Source organism: Asanoa sp. NPDC049573, assembly GCF_040676615.1.
In the GTDB taxonomy this organism is placed as follows: domain Bacteria; phylum Actinomycetota; class Actinomycetes; order Mycobacteriales; family Micromonosporaceae; genus Asanoa.
This window is the reverse complement of record NZ_JBFAPI010000006.1, coordinates 98,805-113,834: the sequence shown is the minus strand read 5'-3', so window position 1 is coordinate 113,834 and position 15,030 is coordinate 98,805. Positions and strand designations below refer to the sequence as shown.

12 protein-coding genes are annotated in these 15,030 nt (G+C 72.4%); 7 read left to right on the top strand and 5 right to left on the bottom strand.

The window, feature by feature from the left end; translation table 11 throughout:
• Positions 1 to 53: 53 nt before the first annotated feature.
• Genes AB0J74_RS15925 through AB0J74_RS15905 form a run of 5 tightly spaced genes read right to left on the bottom strand, consistent with a single transcriptional unit; the run spans position 54 to position 6,748 of the window.
• On the bottom strand, positions 54 to 1,277 hold the full coding sequence (locus tag AB0J74_RS15925; RefSeq protein ID WP_363448499.1) for a Gfo/Idh/MocA family oxidoreductase: 1,224 nt from the start codon (positions 1,275 to 1,277) through the stop codon (positions 54 to 56).
• On the bottom strand, positions 1,277 to 2,746 hold the full coding sequence (locus AB0J74_RS15920) for a mannitol dehydrogenase family protein (protein ID WP_363448498.1): 1,470 nt from the start codon (positions 2,744 to 2,746) through the stop codon (positions 1,277 to 1,279). Before AB0J74_RS15920 ends, AB0J74_RS15925 begins: the two co-directional genes overlap by 1 nt.
• Entirely contained in the window at positions 2,737 to 4,023 is a 1,287-nt protein-coding gene (locus AB0J74_RS15915) for an enolase C-terminal domain-like protein (protein ID WP_363448497.1), read from the bottom strand. Before AB0J74_RS15915 ends, AB0J74_RS15920 begins: the two co-directional genes overlap by 10 nt.
• Positions 4,020 to 5,426, bottom strand: a complete 1,407-nt coding sequence (uxaC, locus tag AB0J74_RS15910) for a glucuronate isomerase (protein WP_363448496.1) — start codon at positions 5,424 to 5,426, stop codon at positions 4,020 to 4,022. The genes AB0J74_RS15915 and uxaC overlap by 4 nt, the downstream gene beginning before the upstream one ends.
• A 14-nt stretch (positions 5,427 to 5,440) precedes the next feature.
• The gene (locus AB0J74_RS15905) at positions 5,441 to 6,748 is read right to left on the bottom strand and encodes a Gfo/Idh/MocA family oxidoreductase (RefSeq protein ID WP_363448495.1); all 1,308 of its coding nucleotides are present in this window, start codon (positions 6,746 to 6,748) and stop codon (positions 5,441 to 5,443) included.
• 218 nt (positions 6,749 to 6,966) lie between these two features.
• On the opposite strand from AB0J74_RS15905, the gene AB0J74_RS15900 reads away from it, so the two are divergent.
• The 7 genes from AB0J74_RS15900 (at position 6,967) to AB0J74_RS15870 (ending at position 15,022) form a co-directional block, all read left to right on the top strand.
• Positions 6,967 to 8,019, top strand: a complete 1,053-nt coding sequence (locus AB0J74_RS15900; protein WP_363448494.1) for a LacI family DNA-binding transcriptional regulator — start codon at positions 6,967 to 6,969, stop codon at positions 8,017 to 8,019.
• A gap of 6 nt (positions 8,020 to 8,025) precedes the next feature.
• Positions 8,026 to 9,387, top strand: coding sequence for an extracellular solute-binding protein (locus AB0J74_RS15895; RefSeq protein ID WP_363448493.1), 1,362 nt, complete (start codon positions 8,026 to 8,028; stop codon positions 9,385 to 9,387).
• A 3-nt stretch (positions 9,388 to 9,390) separates the two neighbouring features.
• Positions 9,391 to 10,374 carry a sugar ABC transporter permease gene (locus AB0J74_RS15890; RefSeq protein WP_363448492.1) on the top strand — a complete coding sequence of 328 codons (984 nt, stop codon included), beginning with the start codon at positions 9,391 to 9,393 and terminating at the stop codon, positions 10,372 to 10,374.
• Entirely contained in the window at positions 10,374 to 11,216 is an 843-nt protein-coding gene (locus AB0J74_RS15885; protein WP_363448491.1) for a carbohydrate ABC transporter permease, read from the top strand. The genes AB0J74_RS15890 and AB0J74_RS15885 overlap by 1 nt, the downstream gene beginning before the upstream one ends.
• On the top strand, positions 11,213 to 11,806 hold the full coding sequence (locus tag AB0J74_RS15880; protein ID WP_363448490.1) for a hypothetical protein: 594 nt from the start codon (positions 11,213 to 11,215) through the stop codon (positions 11,804 to 11,806). The genes AB0J74_RS15885 and AB0J74_RS15880 overlap by 4 nt, the downstream gene beginning before the upstream one ends.
• Before the next feature lie 9 nt (positions 11,807 to 11,815).
• Positions 11,816 to 12,361: a hypothetical protein gene (locus tag AB0J74_RS15875; protein ID WP_363448489.1), complete on the top strand. Its 546-nt coding sequence runs from the start codon at positions 11,816 to 11,818 to the stop codon at positions 12,359 to 12,361.
• Between the two features lie 90 nt (positions 12,362 to 12,451).
• Positions 12,452 to 15,022 carry an AAA family ATPase gene (locus AB0J74_RS15870; RefSeq protein WP_363448488.1) on the top strand — a complete coding sequence of 857 codons (2,571 nt, stop codon included), beginning with the start codon at positions 12,452 to 12,454 and terminating at the stop codon, positions 15,020 to 15,022.
• Positions 15,023 to 15,030 lie beyond the last annotated feature (8 nt).

Here is a 15,030-nt window from a genome sequence, read left to right as displayed (position 1 = left end):
GCGGCAGTGCCAATTGCCCGACCACCGATCTGGTCGGGAGGCACCTATTAACCCTATTTTCGCCGGGCGACTGACCCCGTTGTTTGCAAGCTGTTTTCCGTGTAGGGCGCGCGGGACCAGGCCACGCCGAGCTCAGACGGCAACGCGAGGTCGGCGGCGGCCCTCCGGAGCACCCCGTTGATGCCGCGGATGGAGCGGATCCGCCGCGGTCCGGTGCCCAGGTCGTCGACGAGATCGTCGTCGAGCAGGGTCGGCACCGGCGCCCCGCCGAGCGCCTCGACAACCGCCGTGAACCCGACGGTGGCCGCGAGCGGCGACCGCAACGGCACCCGGTGCGGGTCGGCCTGGTGCGCGATCAGGTTGTCGAGCAGGTCGACCCGGCCGGGCACCTCGCGCAGCTCCGTCTCGCCGGGCAGCCGGAGCCGATCCGTCGGATATTCCAGGGTGGCACTCCCCCGCGACCCGGTGACGGTGACCTCGCCGGGGATGAACTCCTCGCCGGCCAGGGTCACCGCGACGACCACGGGCAGCCCACCCGGGAGCGTCACCCGCAACACGGCGGTGTCGTCACTCTCGATCGCCCGGGTCCGATAACGCTCAACTTCCAGGCGCCCGGGCATGCTCGCATCGAGACTTTGCTCTGCTGCCATATAGGAAGCACGCGTAGCGCCGCTACCGGTGCTGCCTATAGGGGAGCAGAGCAAGGAGAGATCGGCAAGGGCCAGGGCCTCCATCACCGCGTGGCCCAGCGGGTTGGTCAGCGCACCGTCGACGGCACGCCGGCCCGCCCAGGGTGACCGGGCGTAGTAGGCGTCGTCCCGCTGCCACGACGCCACCGCCGACACGCCGTTCACCGTGCCCAGCGCACCGGCCGCGATCGCCGCGCACAGCGAGTCGAGCGCCGCCGACCCCAGCGCCTGGAACCCGACCTGGCATGCCCGGCCGGTCGACGCCAGGACCGCGGTCAGCCTTGCGTGGTCGGCCAGCGACAGCACCGGTGGCTTCTCCAGGAGCAGGTCGCAGCCGGCGGCCAGGGCGTCGAGGGCGATCGGCAGGTGGGTGCCGGGCGGGGTGCAGATGATCACCACGTCGGGTCGGGTCGCCGCCAGCAACGAACGGTGGTCGCGGAAGACCGGGGTGGAAGCGGGCACCGGTGGGTCGGCGTCCACCGGGTTGGGCTCGGCGATGCCGACGAAGGCGTAATCACGCTCCGCAAGGCGACGGCGGTGCCAGCGGCCGTGGCCGTTGGCACCGATCAGCGCCACCCGCGGCCGCATCACAGACCGGCCAGCGTCGACTCGACCCCGTGCTTCTCGAACTCGGTCAGCCACTCGACCACCAGGCCCCGCACGACCTCGTCCGACGCCAGCGGCGGCGGGAACACCGCGGTCAGGCCGAACAGCGCATCGGCCAGGCCCTCCGGCGTGGTCGGCGCCGCGGCGATCGCCGCGCGGATCGACGGCGCCAGCGGGTCGTCGAGGTCAAGGGCGCGGCCGTCGTCGGCGACGCCGCGGGCATAGCGCATCCAGGCCGCCACCACCAGCGCGCCCCAGCGGGGGGTCGCACCGGCCGACCGCCGGTCACCGATCGTCTCCAGCACCCGTTGCGGCAACTTCTGCGAACCGTCCATCGCCACCTGGGTGGTCCGGTGCGCGATCGCCGGGTTGGCGAAGCGGTCCAGCGCCGACGCCCCGTAGGCGACGACCGAGACGCCGGCCGGCGGGGTGAAACTGGGCGCGACGTCCTCCGCGACGAACCGGCGCATCGCGTCGGCCATCCCGGGCATCTCCAGCGCGTCGACGATCGTCTCCCGGCCGGCGAGCGCGCCCAGGTAGGCGATCCCCGAGTGGACGCCGTTGAGCGCCCGCAGTTTCAGGCGCTCCCACGGGCCCGCCTCGTCGGTCAGCACCGCACCGGCCGCCTCCCACGCCGGGCGTCCGCCAGGGAAGTCGTCTTCGATGACCCACTGCATGTAAGGCTCGGCGCTGAGCGCCACCTGGTCCACCACGCCCAGGGCGGCATGAGCCGCGGACCGGGTCGCCTCGGTCGACGCCGGCACGATGCGGTCGACCATCGTGCCGGGACAGGTGACGTTGGCGCGCACCCACCCGTCTGGCCGGCCGGCCCGGGCGAACGCGGCGTCGAGCATCCCCCGCACCCGACGCCCGTTGGACGGTAGGTTGTCGCAGCTCACGATCGCGATCGGGCCGGCGTCGGCCCGGGCCCGGGCGAGCAGGCCGCGCACCAGCAGCCCGGGCACGGTGGTCGGCGGCTGGTCACCCAGCAGGTCGGAGTCGAGCGATGGATCGGAGAGCAGCCGCCCGGTGGCCGGGTCGAGCCGGTAGCCCTTCTCCGTGATGGTCAGCGTCACCACCCGGATCGCCGGATCGGCCAGCAGCGCCACGATCCGCGCCGGGTCGGCCACGGCGGCATGCGAAGCGGCGAGCGCGCCGACGACGCGGGTCCGCGCGTCACCGGCCGACAACGACGTGACGCTGTAGAGCTGGTCCTGCGTCGCCAACGCCTCGACGACCGAGCGGGACCGCGGCGCCACCCCGACGATCCCCCAGTCGCCACCGGCGGCAGCCAGCGCCGCTTCGGTGTAGACCGCCTGATGCGCCCGGAAGAACGCGCCGAGTCCGAGATGGACGATCCCGGCGGGCACGGTGCCGGGCCGCACCAGCGGCCGGCTCTCGGCGGGTAGCCGGCGCACCGCGCCCAGGCCCAGAAGCGACGTCATCGCCACACCTCTCCGGACGGGAAGGAGAACGACGAAACCGAGGACGGCTTCATCGAAGCGCTGTAGCCGGGTGCGGTGGGCAAGATGTAGCGCCCGTCCCGGGTGCGCACCGGATCGACGAAGTGCTCGTGCAGGTGGTCGACGTACTCGACCATCCGCCCGTCGAGCGACGCTCCGATCCGCAGGTAGTCGAGAACCGCCAGGTGCTGCACCAGCTCGCACAGGCCGACCCCGCCGGCGTGCGGGCAGACCGGCACGCCGAACTTGGCCGCCAGCAACAGCTCAGCGAGCACCTCGTTGACCCCGCCGACCCGGCAGGCGTCGATCTGCATGACGCCGATCGCCTCGGCCTGCAGGAGCTGCTTGAAGATCACCCGGTTGGCCGCGACCTCGCCGGTGGCGACCCGGATCGGGGCCACCGCCCGCTGGATGCGCGCGTGCCCGAGCACGTCGTCGGCGTGCGTCGGTTCCTCGATCCAGTAGGGGTCGACCTCGGCCAGCCGGGCCATCGCCGCGATCGCCTCGTCGACGTCCCAGACCTGGTTGGCGTCCATCATCAGCAGCGCGTCGGTGCCGATCTCGGACCGGATGATCCGGGCCCGGCGCACGTCGTCGTCGAGGTCGCCGCCGACCTTCATCTTCATCGCCCGCCAACCCTCGGCGTAGGCGGCGCGGGTCAGTGCCCGGACCTTCTCGTCGGGATAACCCAACCAACCGACCGAGGTGGTGTACGACGGAAAGCCGTCCCGTTCCAGCAGCGCCAGCCGTTCGGCGTACCCGTGCCGGCCCTTGTCCAGGATCGTCGCCGCCTCGTCGGGCGTCAGCGCGTCGGTGATGTGGTGGAAGTCGACGTTGGCGACAAGTTCGTCGGTCGGCATCTCGGCCAGCAACCGCCACAGCGGCACCCCCGCGACCTTGGCCCGCAGGTCCCACACGGCGTTGACGACCGCACCGGTCGCCATGTGGATGACGCCCTTCTCCGGCCCCAGCCAGCGCAACTGCGGATCGGCGGTGAGTGACCGCCAGAACGCCACCGGCGCCGCCGCGATGTCCTCGAGCGAGCGGCCGACCACCGAGGGGGCCAGCGCCCGCACGGCCGCGCAGGTGATCTCGTTGCCCCGGCCGTTGGTGAACGTGAAGCCGGCCCCGACGAAGGGCCCGTCGGCTCGAAGCTCCACATAGGTCGCCGAATAGTCGCCCCGGTTGATCGCGTCGGAGCCGTCCCCGGCGGCGGCGGTCGGGAAGCGCACGTCGTGCACGTCGACCGACAGGATCGTGGTCATGCGTCATCCCCTAGGCGGAAGACCTTTTTGGGCAGGCGGTAGGCGAGGTCGACGATGGTCTCGGCGGCCTCGTCGAACGGCAACCGGTGCTCGGCCACGAGCCGGGCCAGGAAGCCGGCGTCGATCCGGCGGGCGACGTCGTGCCGCACCGGGATCGAACAGAACGCCCGGGTGTCGTCGACGAAGCCGGCGGTGTTGTAGAAGCCGGCGCTCTCGGTGACCGTCTCGCGGAACCGGCGCAGCACCTCAGGCGAATCCAGGAACCACCACGGCGCGCCGAGGTAGATGGCCGCGTAGCCGCCGGCGATCGGCGCCAACTCGCGGCTGAACGTGTATTCGTCGAGCGTGTAGACGACGACCCGCAGGCGCGGGTCGTTGCCGTAGGCGTCGAGCAGCGGGGTCAGCGCGTGCAGGTATTCGGTCGCCTGCGGGATGTCGCCGCCGACGTCGCGGCCGTGTTTCGCGTGCAGCCACCGGTTGTGGTTGCGCACCGCGCCGGGGTGCAGCTGCATCACCAGACCGTCCTCGATGGACATCCGGGCGAACTCGACCAGCATGTGCGCACGGAACGTCTCGGCGTCGGCCGCGTCGGCCTCGCCGCGCAGCCCGCGGGCGAACAGCGACGCCGCCTCGGCCGGGCTCAGGCTCAGGGTGCGCGCGGTCGGGTGGCCGTGGTCGCTGGACGTGGCACCGGCGGCGATGAACGCCTCCCGGCGGGACCGCAGCGCGGCGAGGTAGCCGCGGTAGGTGGCGGTGTCCTCACCGGTCATCTCGCCGAGCCGGCCGACCCGCGAGGCCCAGCCCTCGTATTCCATGTCGACCACGTCGTCGGGCCGGAAGGTGGTGATGACCCGCCCGCCCCAACCGTCGGCCGCCAGCTTGGCGTGCGCGCCCAGGTCGTCGAGCGGCGACTCGGTGGTGGCCAGCACCTCGATGTTGAACCGCTCGAACAGCGCCCGGGGCCGGAAGGCGGGCTCGGCGAGACGGGCGGCGACCGTGTCGTAGATGTCGTCCGCGGTCGCCGGTGACAGCCGGGTGGTGACGCCGAAGACCGACGAGAACGTCTGCTCCAGCCACAGCCGCGAGGGCGTGCCGCGGAACAGGTGCCAGTGCTCGGCGAACAGCCGCCAGATCGCGCGGCCGTCGGTCTCGACCGGCTCCCCGTCGCGGCTCGGCACGCCGAGCCGGGCCGGCGGAATCCCCTGGCTGAGCAGCATCCGGGTCAGGTAGTGGTCCGGCACGATGATCAGCCGGGCCGGGTCGGGGAACGGCTCGTCGTCGGCCAGCAGCGCCGGGTCGACATGGCCGTGTGGCGAGATGAGCGGCTGGTCGCGGACGAGCCCGTAGAGTTCGCGGGCGATCGACCGTTGACCGGGCTCGGCCGGAAACAGCAGGTCGGACATGCACTTCCTCGCGGTCAGATCGGATCGAGCAGGTCGGTGGCGGCCACCGGTGCGCCGGTCGCCATCGAGCGGTTGGCGGCCAGGCCGGTCAGCAGCGCGAGGGCGCCGTCGCGGGCGGTCGCGGAGCGCTCCATGGGGTCGATCGTGCCGCCGAACAGCACGGCGGTCATCCGCCGGTCGGCGCCGCCGTGGCCGCCGCGCGCGTAACCCGGCACCGGCACCTCGCGGGGCGGCGCCCAGTAGGGATGGACGGTCAACCGGGCGTGACCCTGCTCGGCCGCGGCGACCTCGCCGTGCACGGCGGCGCCCTTGACCTCGCCAGCGCCGGCCGGGCTGACGTGGTCGCTCTCGACCACCTCGAGTTCGGCCCGGCCCCGGCTGCCGTTGACCATGACCCGGTAACCCTCCCAGGGCGCGTATGCCGTGAGGTGGTAGCTCATCGTCGCCCCGGAGGAATAGCGCACCAGCACGGCCAGGTCGTCGTCGATGGTCACGCCGCGGGCGAACACGTTCTGGTCGCGCAGGTAGCCGTCTTCGTCCTCGGCGTCGAGATAGAGCGCCCGCAACCGCGGGTTGTCGGCGAGGTGCAGCGCGAACGGGTCGCCCTTGGCCTCGGGCGAGCCGTGCCCGCGGTCGTACGCCCGGGCATAGCCGTGCCTGGCCCCGGAAGGGCCGTAGAAGAACCGCCGCCCGAAGGCGAACACCGTCTCCGGCGTCGCGCCGAGCCACCAGTTGACCAGGTCGAAGTGGTGGCCGGACTTGTGCACGAGCAGACCGCCCGAGTTGGCGGCGTCGCGGTGCCAGCGGCGGAAATAGTCGGCGCCGTGCCGCACGTCGAGCAACCACTCGAAGTGGACCGACCCGATCTCGCCGATCTCGCCGGACGCGAGCAGCGCGCGCAACGCCTCGTGCAGCGGGTTGTAGCGGTAGTTGAAGGCGACCCGAACCCGGCGCCCCGTCTCGGAGACCGCCGAAAGGATCCGCCGGCAACCCTCGACGTCAACGGTCATCGGCTTCTCGGTGACCACGTCGCAGCCGGCGTGCAGCGCGGCCACGATGTAGTCGGCGTGGGTGCGGTCGACGCTGGTGACCAGCACCTCGTCGACCCGCTCGGCGGCGAGCATGGCGCTGAAGTCCGCGGCGGCGTAGGCCGGCACCGGCCCGGCACCGAGTTCGGCGAGCCACCTGTTGTGCGCCGCCATCCTGGTCTGGTTGGTGTCGGCGAGCGCGACCACGACGGCCCGGTCGGCGTGGTCGACGGCGAGCGCGCGCAGGAACATGCCGGCCCGCGCACCCGCGCCGACCAAGGCGTAGCGACGCATCGATCCACCTCTCCACGGCCTGCAAACGTTTGCAGGAAACTAACCATGACGTCGCCGCGTCCGTCAATGTCTTGCCCGTTATTCCCGTTATCACCAAACATAGTGGGCCCTCCGCAACCGATTCGAAACAACAGACCGTTGACAGCCACACAACCGTTTGCATTAATTGGCGCACTTGAGTGACGGCCACCACAAAAAGCCAGCCGGAGGGGTCCCGCGTGCCAGCCACCATCCGCGACGTCGCGCGCGAGTCCGGAGTGCACATCTCCACGGTCTCGCGCACGTTCTCGGCGCCGCACCTGGTCAATCCGGAGACCCGCAGCCGGGTGCTGGCCTGCGCCGAGCACCTCGGCTACCGCCCCAACCGGGCCGCCCGCGCGCTGATCACCGGGCGCACCCACAACATCGGCCTGATCGTGGCCGACATCGCCAACCCGTTCTTCCCTCCGCTGATCAAAGCCGCGGAGAGCCAGGCCCGGCAGCGCGACTACCACATCTTCGTGACCGACACGAACGAAGACGCCAACGTCGAAGAGGGCCTGGTCCGCGCGCTGGCCAAACAGGTCGACGGTGTTTTGCTGTGCAGCCCCCGGATGAGCAACAGCCTGATCGAGCAACTCAGCCGCGAGGTGCCGCTGGTGGTCGTCAACCGCCAGTTGACCGGGCTGCCGACCGTGGTGATGGACGTAGCGCAGGGCGCCCGGCTCGCCATCGAACACCTGCGCGGCCTCGGCCACACCCGGATCGCCCTGGTCGCCGGCCCCCGCGGATCGTGGACCAGTCGGGAGATCCGGCGCTCGGCGATGTCGGCGGCGCGGGCCAGCGAGGCCGACCTCGCCGTCATCGGGCCCAACCAGCCCACCGAGACCGGCGGCATGGCCGTCGCCGACCAGATCGTCCGGTCCGGCGTCACGGCCGTCCTCGCCTACAACGACCTCATGGCCATCGGCCTGATCGAGGGCCTGCACGAACTGGGCCACCGGTGCCCACAAGACATCAGCGTCGTCGGCATCGACGACATCGCGCTGAGCCGCCTCACCCGCCCCAAGCTGACGACGGTGGCGACCCCAACCGCCGCCGCCGGACGGGCGGCCGTCGACATGCTCCTCGCGCACGGCGACGACCGCCGCACCACCGCACAGGTAACCCTTCAGACCGAACTGGTCATCCGCGACTCGACGGGGCCGGGCCCGGGTCCGCACAGCCATGCGGACCCGGGCGGCGTGGTTGCCGCCGCCCTCGGAGATGTCGCCTCCTACGCCAAGGAGTGAGCGCACATGCACCGCGCACCATCCCCGCGTGCGGTCGAGCCGACCACGCGCCACCACCGTACCGCCTCTCCGCCCTCTGGCCTGCGGCGACGACTGCTGGCCGCCCTCGTCGTGATCCCGCTCGCGCTGGCCGCCGCGGCCTGCGGTGACGACGACGGCGGCAGTGCCGCCGCCGACCCCAACAAGCCGGTCGAACTGTCCATCTTCTGGTGGGGCGCGGAAGGTCGCGCCAAGCTGACCGAGGACGCGCTCGCGCTCTACACCAAGAAGCACCCCAACGTGACGTTCAAGAAGACCTGGCAGGCCAACCAGGGCTACTTCGACAAGCTGGCCACGCTGACCGCGGGCGGCGACGCGCCGGACATCTTCCAGATCGACGACAACTACCTGACCGAGTACGCGTCGCGCAACGTCACCCTCGACCTCACGTCCTACAAGGACGGTGGCAAGCTCGACCTGTCGAAGTTCCCGGAGAGCCTCTGGAAATACGGCGTGGTCGACGGCAAGCTGGCCGGCGTCGCGTTCGGTGAGAACACCCAGGGCCTGGTCTACAACAAGACGTTGCTCGACAAGAACAAGCTGCCCGCGCCGACCACCGGGATGAGCTGGGCCGACTTCATCACCTGGGCGGAGAACGTGTCGAAGACCGCCAAGGTCCCCGGCACCCAGGACCCGAGCGCCGACTACAAGGCCTTCTGGGTCTGGCTGCGCCAGCAGGGTAAAGACCTCTACAAGGACAAGGAGCTCGGGTTCACCGAGCAGGACGTGACCGGGTGGTTCGAGCTGTGGAAGGGTGCGCGCGACCGGGGTGCCACCCCGACCGCCGACGTCATCCACGAGGGCAACGTCACCGACATCAGCAAGCAGCTCGTGGTGACCGGCAAGGCCGGCACGAGCTGGGTGTGGGCCAACCAGATGCCCGAGCTGAAGAAGAACACCAAGGACGAGCTCGGCGTCATCGCCTACCCCGGTGACACGAGCGCCCAGTGGGCCCGTGCCTCGATGTACTTCTCGGTGTTCCGCGGCAGCGACAAGAAGGACATCGCGGTCGACGTCATCAACTTCCTCGCCAACGACCCGGAGGCGGCCAAGGTGCTCGGCACCGACCGCGGCCTGCCGTCCAACCTGGACATTCGCAAGGCGGTCTCGGACAGCGTGACCGACCCCAACATGAAGCAGTCCATCGCGGTGGAGAACGAGCTGGGCGCCAAGTTCGGCCCGTCCCCGCAGGTCCCGCTCAAGGGGCACAGCAAGGTGCGGTCCGAGCTGATCAAGGCCGCCGAAGAGGTGCAGTACGGCCGACAGACGCCGGCAGACGCCGCCAAGGCGTACTTCGCCGCCGCCAAGGCCGCGATCGGACAGGCCTGACCGTTGGCAGTGAGCACCGCGCCGCCGGCGGCAGTTCCCGCCGGCCCCGCCTCCCCCGGTCCCGCCAGTCGGCGGGGCCGGGGTGGCCCGCGCCGCCGCGAGAACTTCGCCGGCTACGTCTTCCTGTCACCCTGGCTGCTCGGCCTGATGGGCATCACGGCCATCCCGATGCTGCTGTCCCTCTACCTGAGCTTCACCAACTACGACGCGCTCAGCGACTTCTCCGAGGTCGACTGGGTGGGCCTCGACAACTACCGCACCATGTTCACCGCCGACCCGTCCTACTGGCACGCGGTCCGGGTCACGGTGATGTTCGCGCTGATCGCCGTGCCGCTCAAGCTGGCCACCGCGCTCGGCGTCGCGCTGCTGCTCAACAAGGCGTTCAAGGGCGTCGGCCTGTTCCGGGGGCTGTTCTACCTGCCCTCGCTGCTCGGCGGCAGCGTCGCGCTGGCGATCGTCTGGGTCAACATGTTCAACCGCGACGGCGCGTTCAACTCGCTGCTCGGCGTCTTCGGCATCGAGGGCGCGCCCTGGGTCAACGACCCCGACTGGGCGCTGGAAACCCTGATGGTGCTGGCGATCTGGCAGTTCGGCGCGCCGATGGTGATCTTCCTGGCCGGGCTCAAGCAGATCCCGACGGAGCTCTACGAGGCGGCGTCCGTTGACGGCGCCAACGCCTGGCGCCAGTTCCGCGCGGTCACCCTGCCGATGCTCTCGCCGGTCATCTTCTTCAACCTGGTGCTGGAGACGATCAACGGGTTCCAGGGCTTCACGTCGGCGTTCGTGCTGAGCAACGGCACCGGCGGGCCGGTCGACTCGACCTTGATGTATTCGCTCAACCTCTACATCAAGGGCTTCACCGAACTGCAGATGGGGTACGCGTCCGCGATGGCATGGGTGTTCCTGGTGGCGATCGCGCTGATCACCGTGGTGCTCTTCAGCACCGGCCGGTTCTGGGTCCATTACGCCGACGGGGAGGACCGCTGATGCGCGGGAGCACCCGCCGAGTCGTACGGCTGCTGATCCTGATCGTGATCCTGGCGATCGTGCTCTATCCGCTGCTGTGGATGCTGGGCACCTCGGTCAAGTCGCGCGAGGAGATCGCCACCAACATCGGCCTCTGGCCCGACGTGTTCACCCCGGGCAACTTCCGCGACGGCTGGCAGAACTTCGACGTCAGCTTCGGCCGGTTCTTCGCCAACAGCGCGATGGTCGCGGTGTTGACCGTGGTCGGCAACGCGGTCTCCTGCCTGCTGGCCGCGTACGCGTTCGCCCGCCTGCGGTTCCGGATGCGCAGGGTCTGGTTCGCCATCATGATCGGCACGCTGCTGCTGCCCGGCCACGTGCTGATCATCCCGCAGTACGTGCTGTTCAAGCAGCTCGGCTGGGTCGGCGAACCGTGGCCCTACCTGCCGTTGCTGGTGCCGCAGTTCCTGGCAACGGAGGCGTTCTTCGTCTTCCTGATGGTGCAGTTCATGCGCGGCATACCCGTCGAGCTCGACGAGGCCGCGAAGATCGACGGCGCGTCGCCCTACACCGTGTTCCGTCACGTGATCGTGCCGCTGAGCCGGCCGGCGCTGGTGACCACCGCGATCTTCTCGTTCATCTGGGCCTGGAACGACTTCTTCCGGCAGCTGGTGTTCCTGAGCGACCTGCAGGACTACACGGTGCCGGTGGCGCTGACCCTGTTCATCGACTCGACCAGCGAGAGCGCGGTCGGCCCGATGTTCGCGATGTCGCTGCTGTCACTGGTGCCGGTCTTCCTGTTCTTCGTCGCGTTCCAGCGGCTGCTGGTCGAGGGCATCAACACGAGCGGCATCAAGGGATGAAGACCGACTGGCGAGACACCGTACGCGTCGCCAGCGACGTCGCGGTCCTCGGCCTGCTGATGGTGGCGGCGTCGCTGCCGGTCGTCACGACCGGCGCGGCGTTCGCCACCGCCAGCGCGGCGGTGCACCACTTCCTGACCCACGACCGCTGGCCGCCGTGGCGCAGCACCGCGCTGGTCTTCCGGCGCACGCTGCTGCCCGGCGTGCTGGCCACCGTCGTGGTCGCGGCGGCGGTGGCGCTGGTCGTGATCGACGTGGCCGGCGTGTCCGGCGGCCGGGTGCCGGGCGGCGGCCTGCTGCTCGGGGCGACCGTCGCGATCGCGACCGCGGGGGCCGGCTATGCGGCGCTGACCGTGGTCGCGCTGGGCGGCCGGCCCGACGGGGGGTGGCGGTCGGCGGTGCGGGCGGCGCTTGCGGCCCGCCCGGCGACCGTCGCGGCGGCGGCCGGCGTGGTCGCGCTGGCGGCCCTCCTGGCGGTGCTGGTGCACCCGATCCTGGCCGCCTGCCTGGTCGGCTACGCCCTCTACGCGCTGCACGCGGTCGTCCGCCGGTTGGCCGCGCCGCCCGACCCGGCCACCCTGCGGCGGTAACGTCGACGGGTGCACGGGTTCGCGCGCCGGGAGTTCACCCTGATGCTGCTCCGCCGGATGGCCGACTACCAGCCGGATCTGGTGGTGGCGGCCTACACCCGGCTGGGCGCCCGCAAGGCCGACTATCTGGCCGCGGCCAACCGCTGGCAGACCATGCTCCGGTCGCGGCGCGCGCCGCAGGGGCTCGACCTGCTGGTCGCGGTGCTGGGCCCGGAAGACGACCGGCACCTCGTGCGCGCCGGCGACGTGACCGCGACCGTCTGCCACTGGCGGCTGCCGCTCTGGCCCGACCTGCGCTGGCAGGCGATCATCGGCGCGGCCAACGTGGTGATCGACGGCACGCTGGTCCGCGCGCCCGACACTCCCCCGCCGGTGCTGCCCGAGCCACCGGACCTGACACCGTGGTCATGCGTCGTCGCCGACACCCTGGCCCGCTGGCCCGACGCCCGCCAGGTCAACCCCGACGTCGCGAGCCGCTGGCTGGTCGAGACCGCCGGGCACCGCCTCTGGTTCACCCACGGCCTGCTGCAGGTGGTCGACGAGCGCGGCGACTGACGGCCGCCCCGCCGTGCTCGACCGCCGACCGAACCTCAGCAACCCGATCGGAGGTGTGTCCGGCCGGTCACGCGGTGGGACCATCGGCCGGTGGAGCTGTGGGAGCGCGGTGCGCCGCTGGCGGTGCTCGACGGGCTGCTGCGGGCCTGCGCCACCGGCGGCCGGGTCGCGGTCGTCAGTGGCGAGGCCGGGGTCGGCAAGTCGGCGCTGGTGACCGAGTTCGCCCGCCGCGCCGGCCGCGTCCACTGGGGATGGTGCGACCCGCTGGTCACGCCGCGGGCGCTGGGCCCGTTGCACGACATCGCCCGGCAGGCCGGCGGCGCGCTGGCCGAGCGGCTCGCGGCGGGCGCCGCACCCGAGGCGATCCTCGCGGCACTGCTCGACCAGTTGGACCGGCGGGCCGTGCTGGTGGTCGAAGACGCGCACTGGGCCGACGAGGGCACCCTCGACCTGCTGGTGCTCCTGGCCCGCCGGATCGGGCAGCGCCGGGCCCTGCTCGTGCTCACCTACCGCGACGACGAGGTGGGCGCCGGGCATCCGCTGCACCGGGTGCTGGCCGCGGTCCGCGGCACCCCGATCCCGCTGGGCCCGCTGTCGGCCGAGCGGGTCGCCGCCGAGGCCACCCGCGCCGGCCGCGACGCGGCCACCGTGCTGGCGCTCACCGGGGGCAACCCGCTGCTGGTCACCGAGTTGCTCGGCACGGCCGGCGACGGTGCGCCGGCCGGCGTACGCGGCCTGATCCTGGACCGGATCCGGGCCCTGCCGGCGCCGGCCCGCGAGCTGGCCCGCCTCGTCGCCGTGGTGCCGGGCCGGGCCGACCGGCCGCTGCTCGACGGGCACGACGAGCAGGTCGACCAGTGCGTCGCGGGCGGCGTGCTGGTGCCGGCCGGCGATGGCGTGGCCTACCGGCACGAGCTGCTGCGCTCCGCCGTCGAGGAGTCCCTGGCTCCCCGCCAGCGGGCCGCGCTGCACGCGGCGGTGTTGCGGACCCTGGCCGCGCCCGGCGGTGTCGACCCGAGCCGGCTGGCCCATCACGCCCGGGGCGCCGGTGACGTGGCCGCGGTGCTCCACTGGGGACGGATCGCCGGCGCGGCCGCCGCGCGGCAGGGTGCGCGGCGCGAGGCGGCCGCGCACTACCGGGCCGCGGCCGCACACGCCGACCGGTTGCCACCCGCCGACCGGGCCACCCTGCTCGAAGAGTGGTCCGCCGCGGCTTACCTGGCCGGCGCCGCGCCAGACGGGCTGGCCGCCCGGCGCACCGCGGTCGCCCTGCGCGAGCGGCTGGGCGACCCCGCGCTGGTCGGCGCCGGCTACCGCTGGCTGTCCCGGATGGCCTGGTGGACCGGCGACGCCGCGGAGGCCCGGGCGGCCGCCGACCGGGCGGTCGCGGTGCTCGCGGCCGAGCCCCCCGGCCGGGAGCTGGCGATGGCCTACAGCAACCTGTCGCAGCTGCGGATGCTCGACCACGACGCCGCCGGCGCAATCGAGTGGGGCGAGCGGGCCCGGGCGCTGGCCGAGACGCTCGGCGACGACGACACCGCGATCCACGCGGCGGTCAACGTCGCGACGGCGGAGTTGCAACTGCTGCGGCCGGGTGCCGAGGCGGCGCTGGTCGCGGCGCACACCGCGGCGGCCGCGGCCGGTCACGTCGACCACGCGGCCCGGGCCCTGGTCAACGCCTCGGTGGGGCTCGCCGAACAGGCCCGGTTCGCGGAGGCGGCGCCGGCCCTGGAACGCGCCCTGCACTACGCGCGCGGTGTCGACCTCGACGGCTACGTCCAATACCTGCTCGGCGTGCGCGCGCTGCTCCGCTTCCAGGCCGGCGACTGGGCCGGCGCGCTGGCCGACGCCGACGAAGCCCTCGACCGGCCGGTCCGCCGCGGCGTCGGGGTGGTGCCGGGCCTGGTCGTCCGCGGCCGGATACAGGGCGCCCGGGGCGAGCGGGCCGCCGCGCTGGCGACCCTCGACGAGGCCGACCGCCAGGCGGGCCCGACCCGGGAGCTGCAGTGGGTGGTCCCGGTCAAGAGCGCACGGGCCGAGCACTTCCGCTGGTACGGCGAGCCGGAACGGGCGGCTGCCGAGGTGCGGCCGGTGCTGGCGCTGGCGGTGCGGCAACGGTCCGCACCACACAGCGGCGAGTTGGCGCTGCGGCTCTGGCAGGCCGGTGGTGGCGACGGCGCCCCCGGTTACGCGCTCGACCCGTACCGCCGGATGATTCTGGGTGAATGGTCGGCCGCGGCCACCGAATGGGACCGGCGGGGCGGTGGGTTCCTCAGGCTGGAGGCGCTGGCCGGCGGCGACCGTGCGGCCGCGCTCGAGGCGCTGGCCGGGCTCGATGCGCTCGGCGCCACCCAGGCCGCCGCCTGGTTGCGGGCCGACCTGCGCGGCCGGGGCATGCAGGGCCTGCCGCGCGGCCCGCGCCGGAGCACCGCCCGCCACCCGGCCGGCCTGACCACCCGGCAGGCCGAGGTGCTCGACCTGATCGCCGACGGGCTGTCGAACGCAGACATCGCGCAGCGGCTGCGGCTCGCGCCGAAAACCGTCGACCACCACGTGTCGGCGGTGCTGGCCCGGCTGGGCGTGGCCAGCCGCGGCCAGGCGGCCGCCCAGGCCCGCAAGTTAGGGACTTCTCCCCATTCCCCGGACGGCCCGGCTGCCTAGCGTCCCGG

What these genes read in the sequence shown, in the direction of transcription:
- AB0J74_RS15925 (WP_363448499.1), bottom strand. Translation starts at nt 1,277, where the DNA reads ATGCGGCCGCGGGTGGCGCTGATCGGTGCCAACGGCCACGGCCGCTGG.
- AB0J74_RS15915 (WP_363448497.1), bottom strand. Translation starts at nt 4,023, where the DNA reads ATGACCACGATCCTGTCGGTCGACGTGCACGACGTGCGCTTCCCGACC.
- uxaC (WP_363448496.1), bottom strand. Translation starts at nt 5,426, where the DNA reads ATGTCCGACCTGCTGTTTCCGGCCGAGCCCGGTCAACGGTCGATCGCC.
- AB0J74_RS15905 (WP_363448495.1), bottom strand. Translation starts at nt 6,748, where the DNA reads ATGCGTCGCTACGCCTTGGTCGGCGCGGGTGCGCGGGCCGGCATGTTC.
- AB0J74_RS15895 (WP_363448493.1), top strand. Translation starts at nt 8,026, where the DNA reads ATGCACCGCGCACCATCCCCGCGTGCGGTCGAGCCGACCACGCGCCAC.
- AB0J74_RS15885 (WP_363448491.1), top strand. Translation starts at nt 10,374, where the DNA reads ATGCGCGGGAGCACCCGCCGAGTCGTACGGCTGCTGATCCTGATCGTG.
- AB0J74_RS15880 (WP_363448490.1), top strand. Translation starts at nt 11,213, where the DNA reads ATGAAGACCGACTGGCGAGACACCGTACGCGTCGCCAGCGACGTCGCG.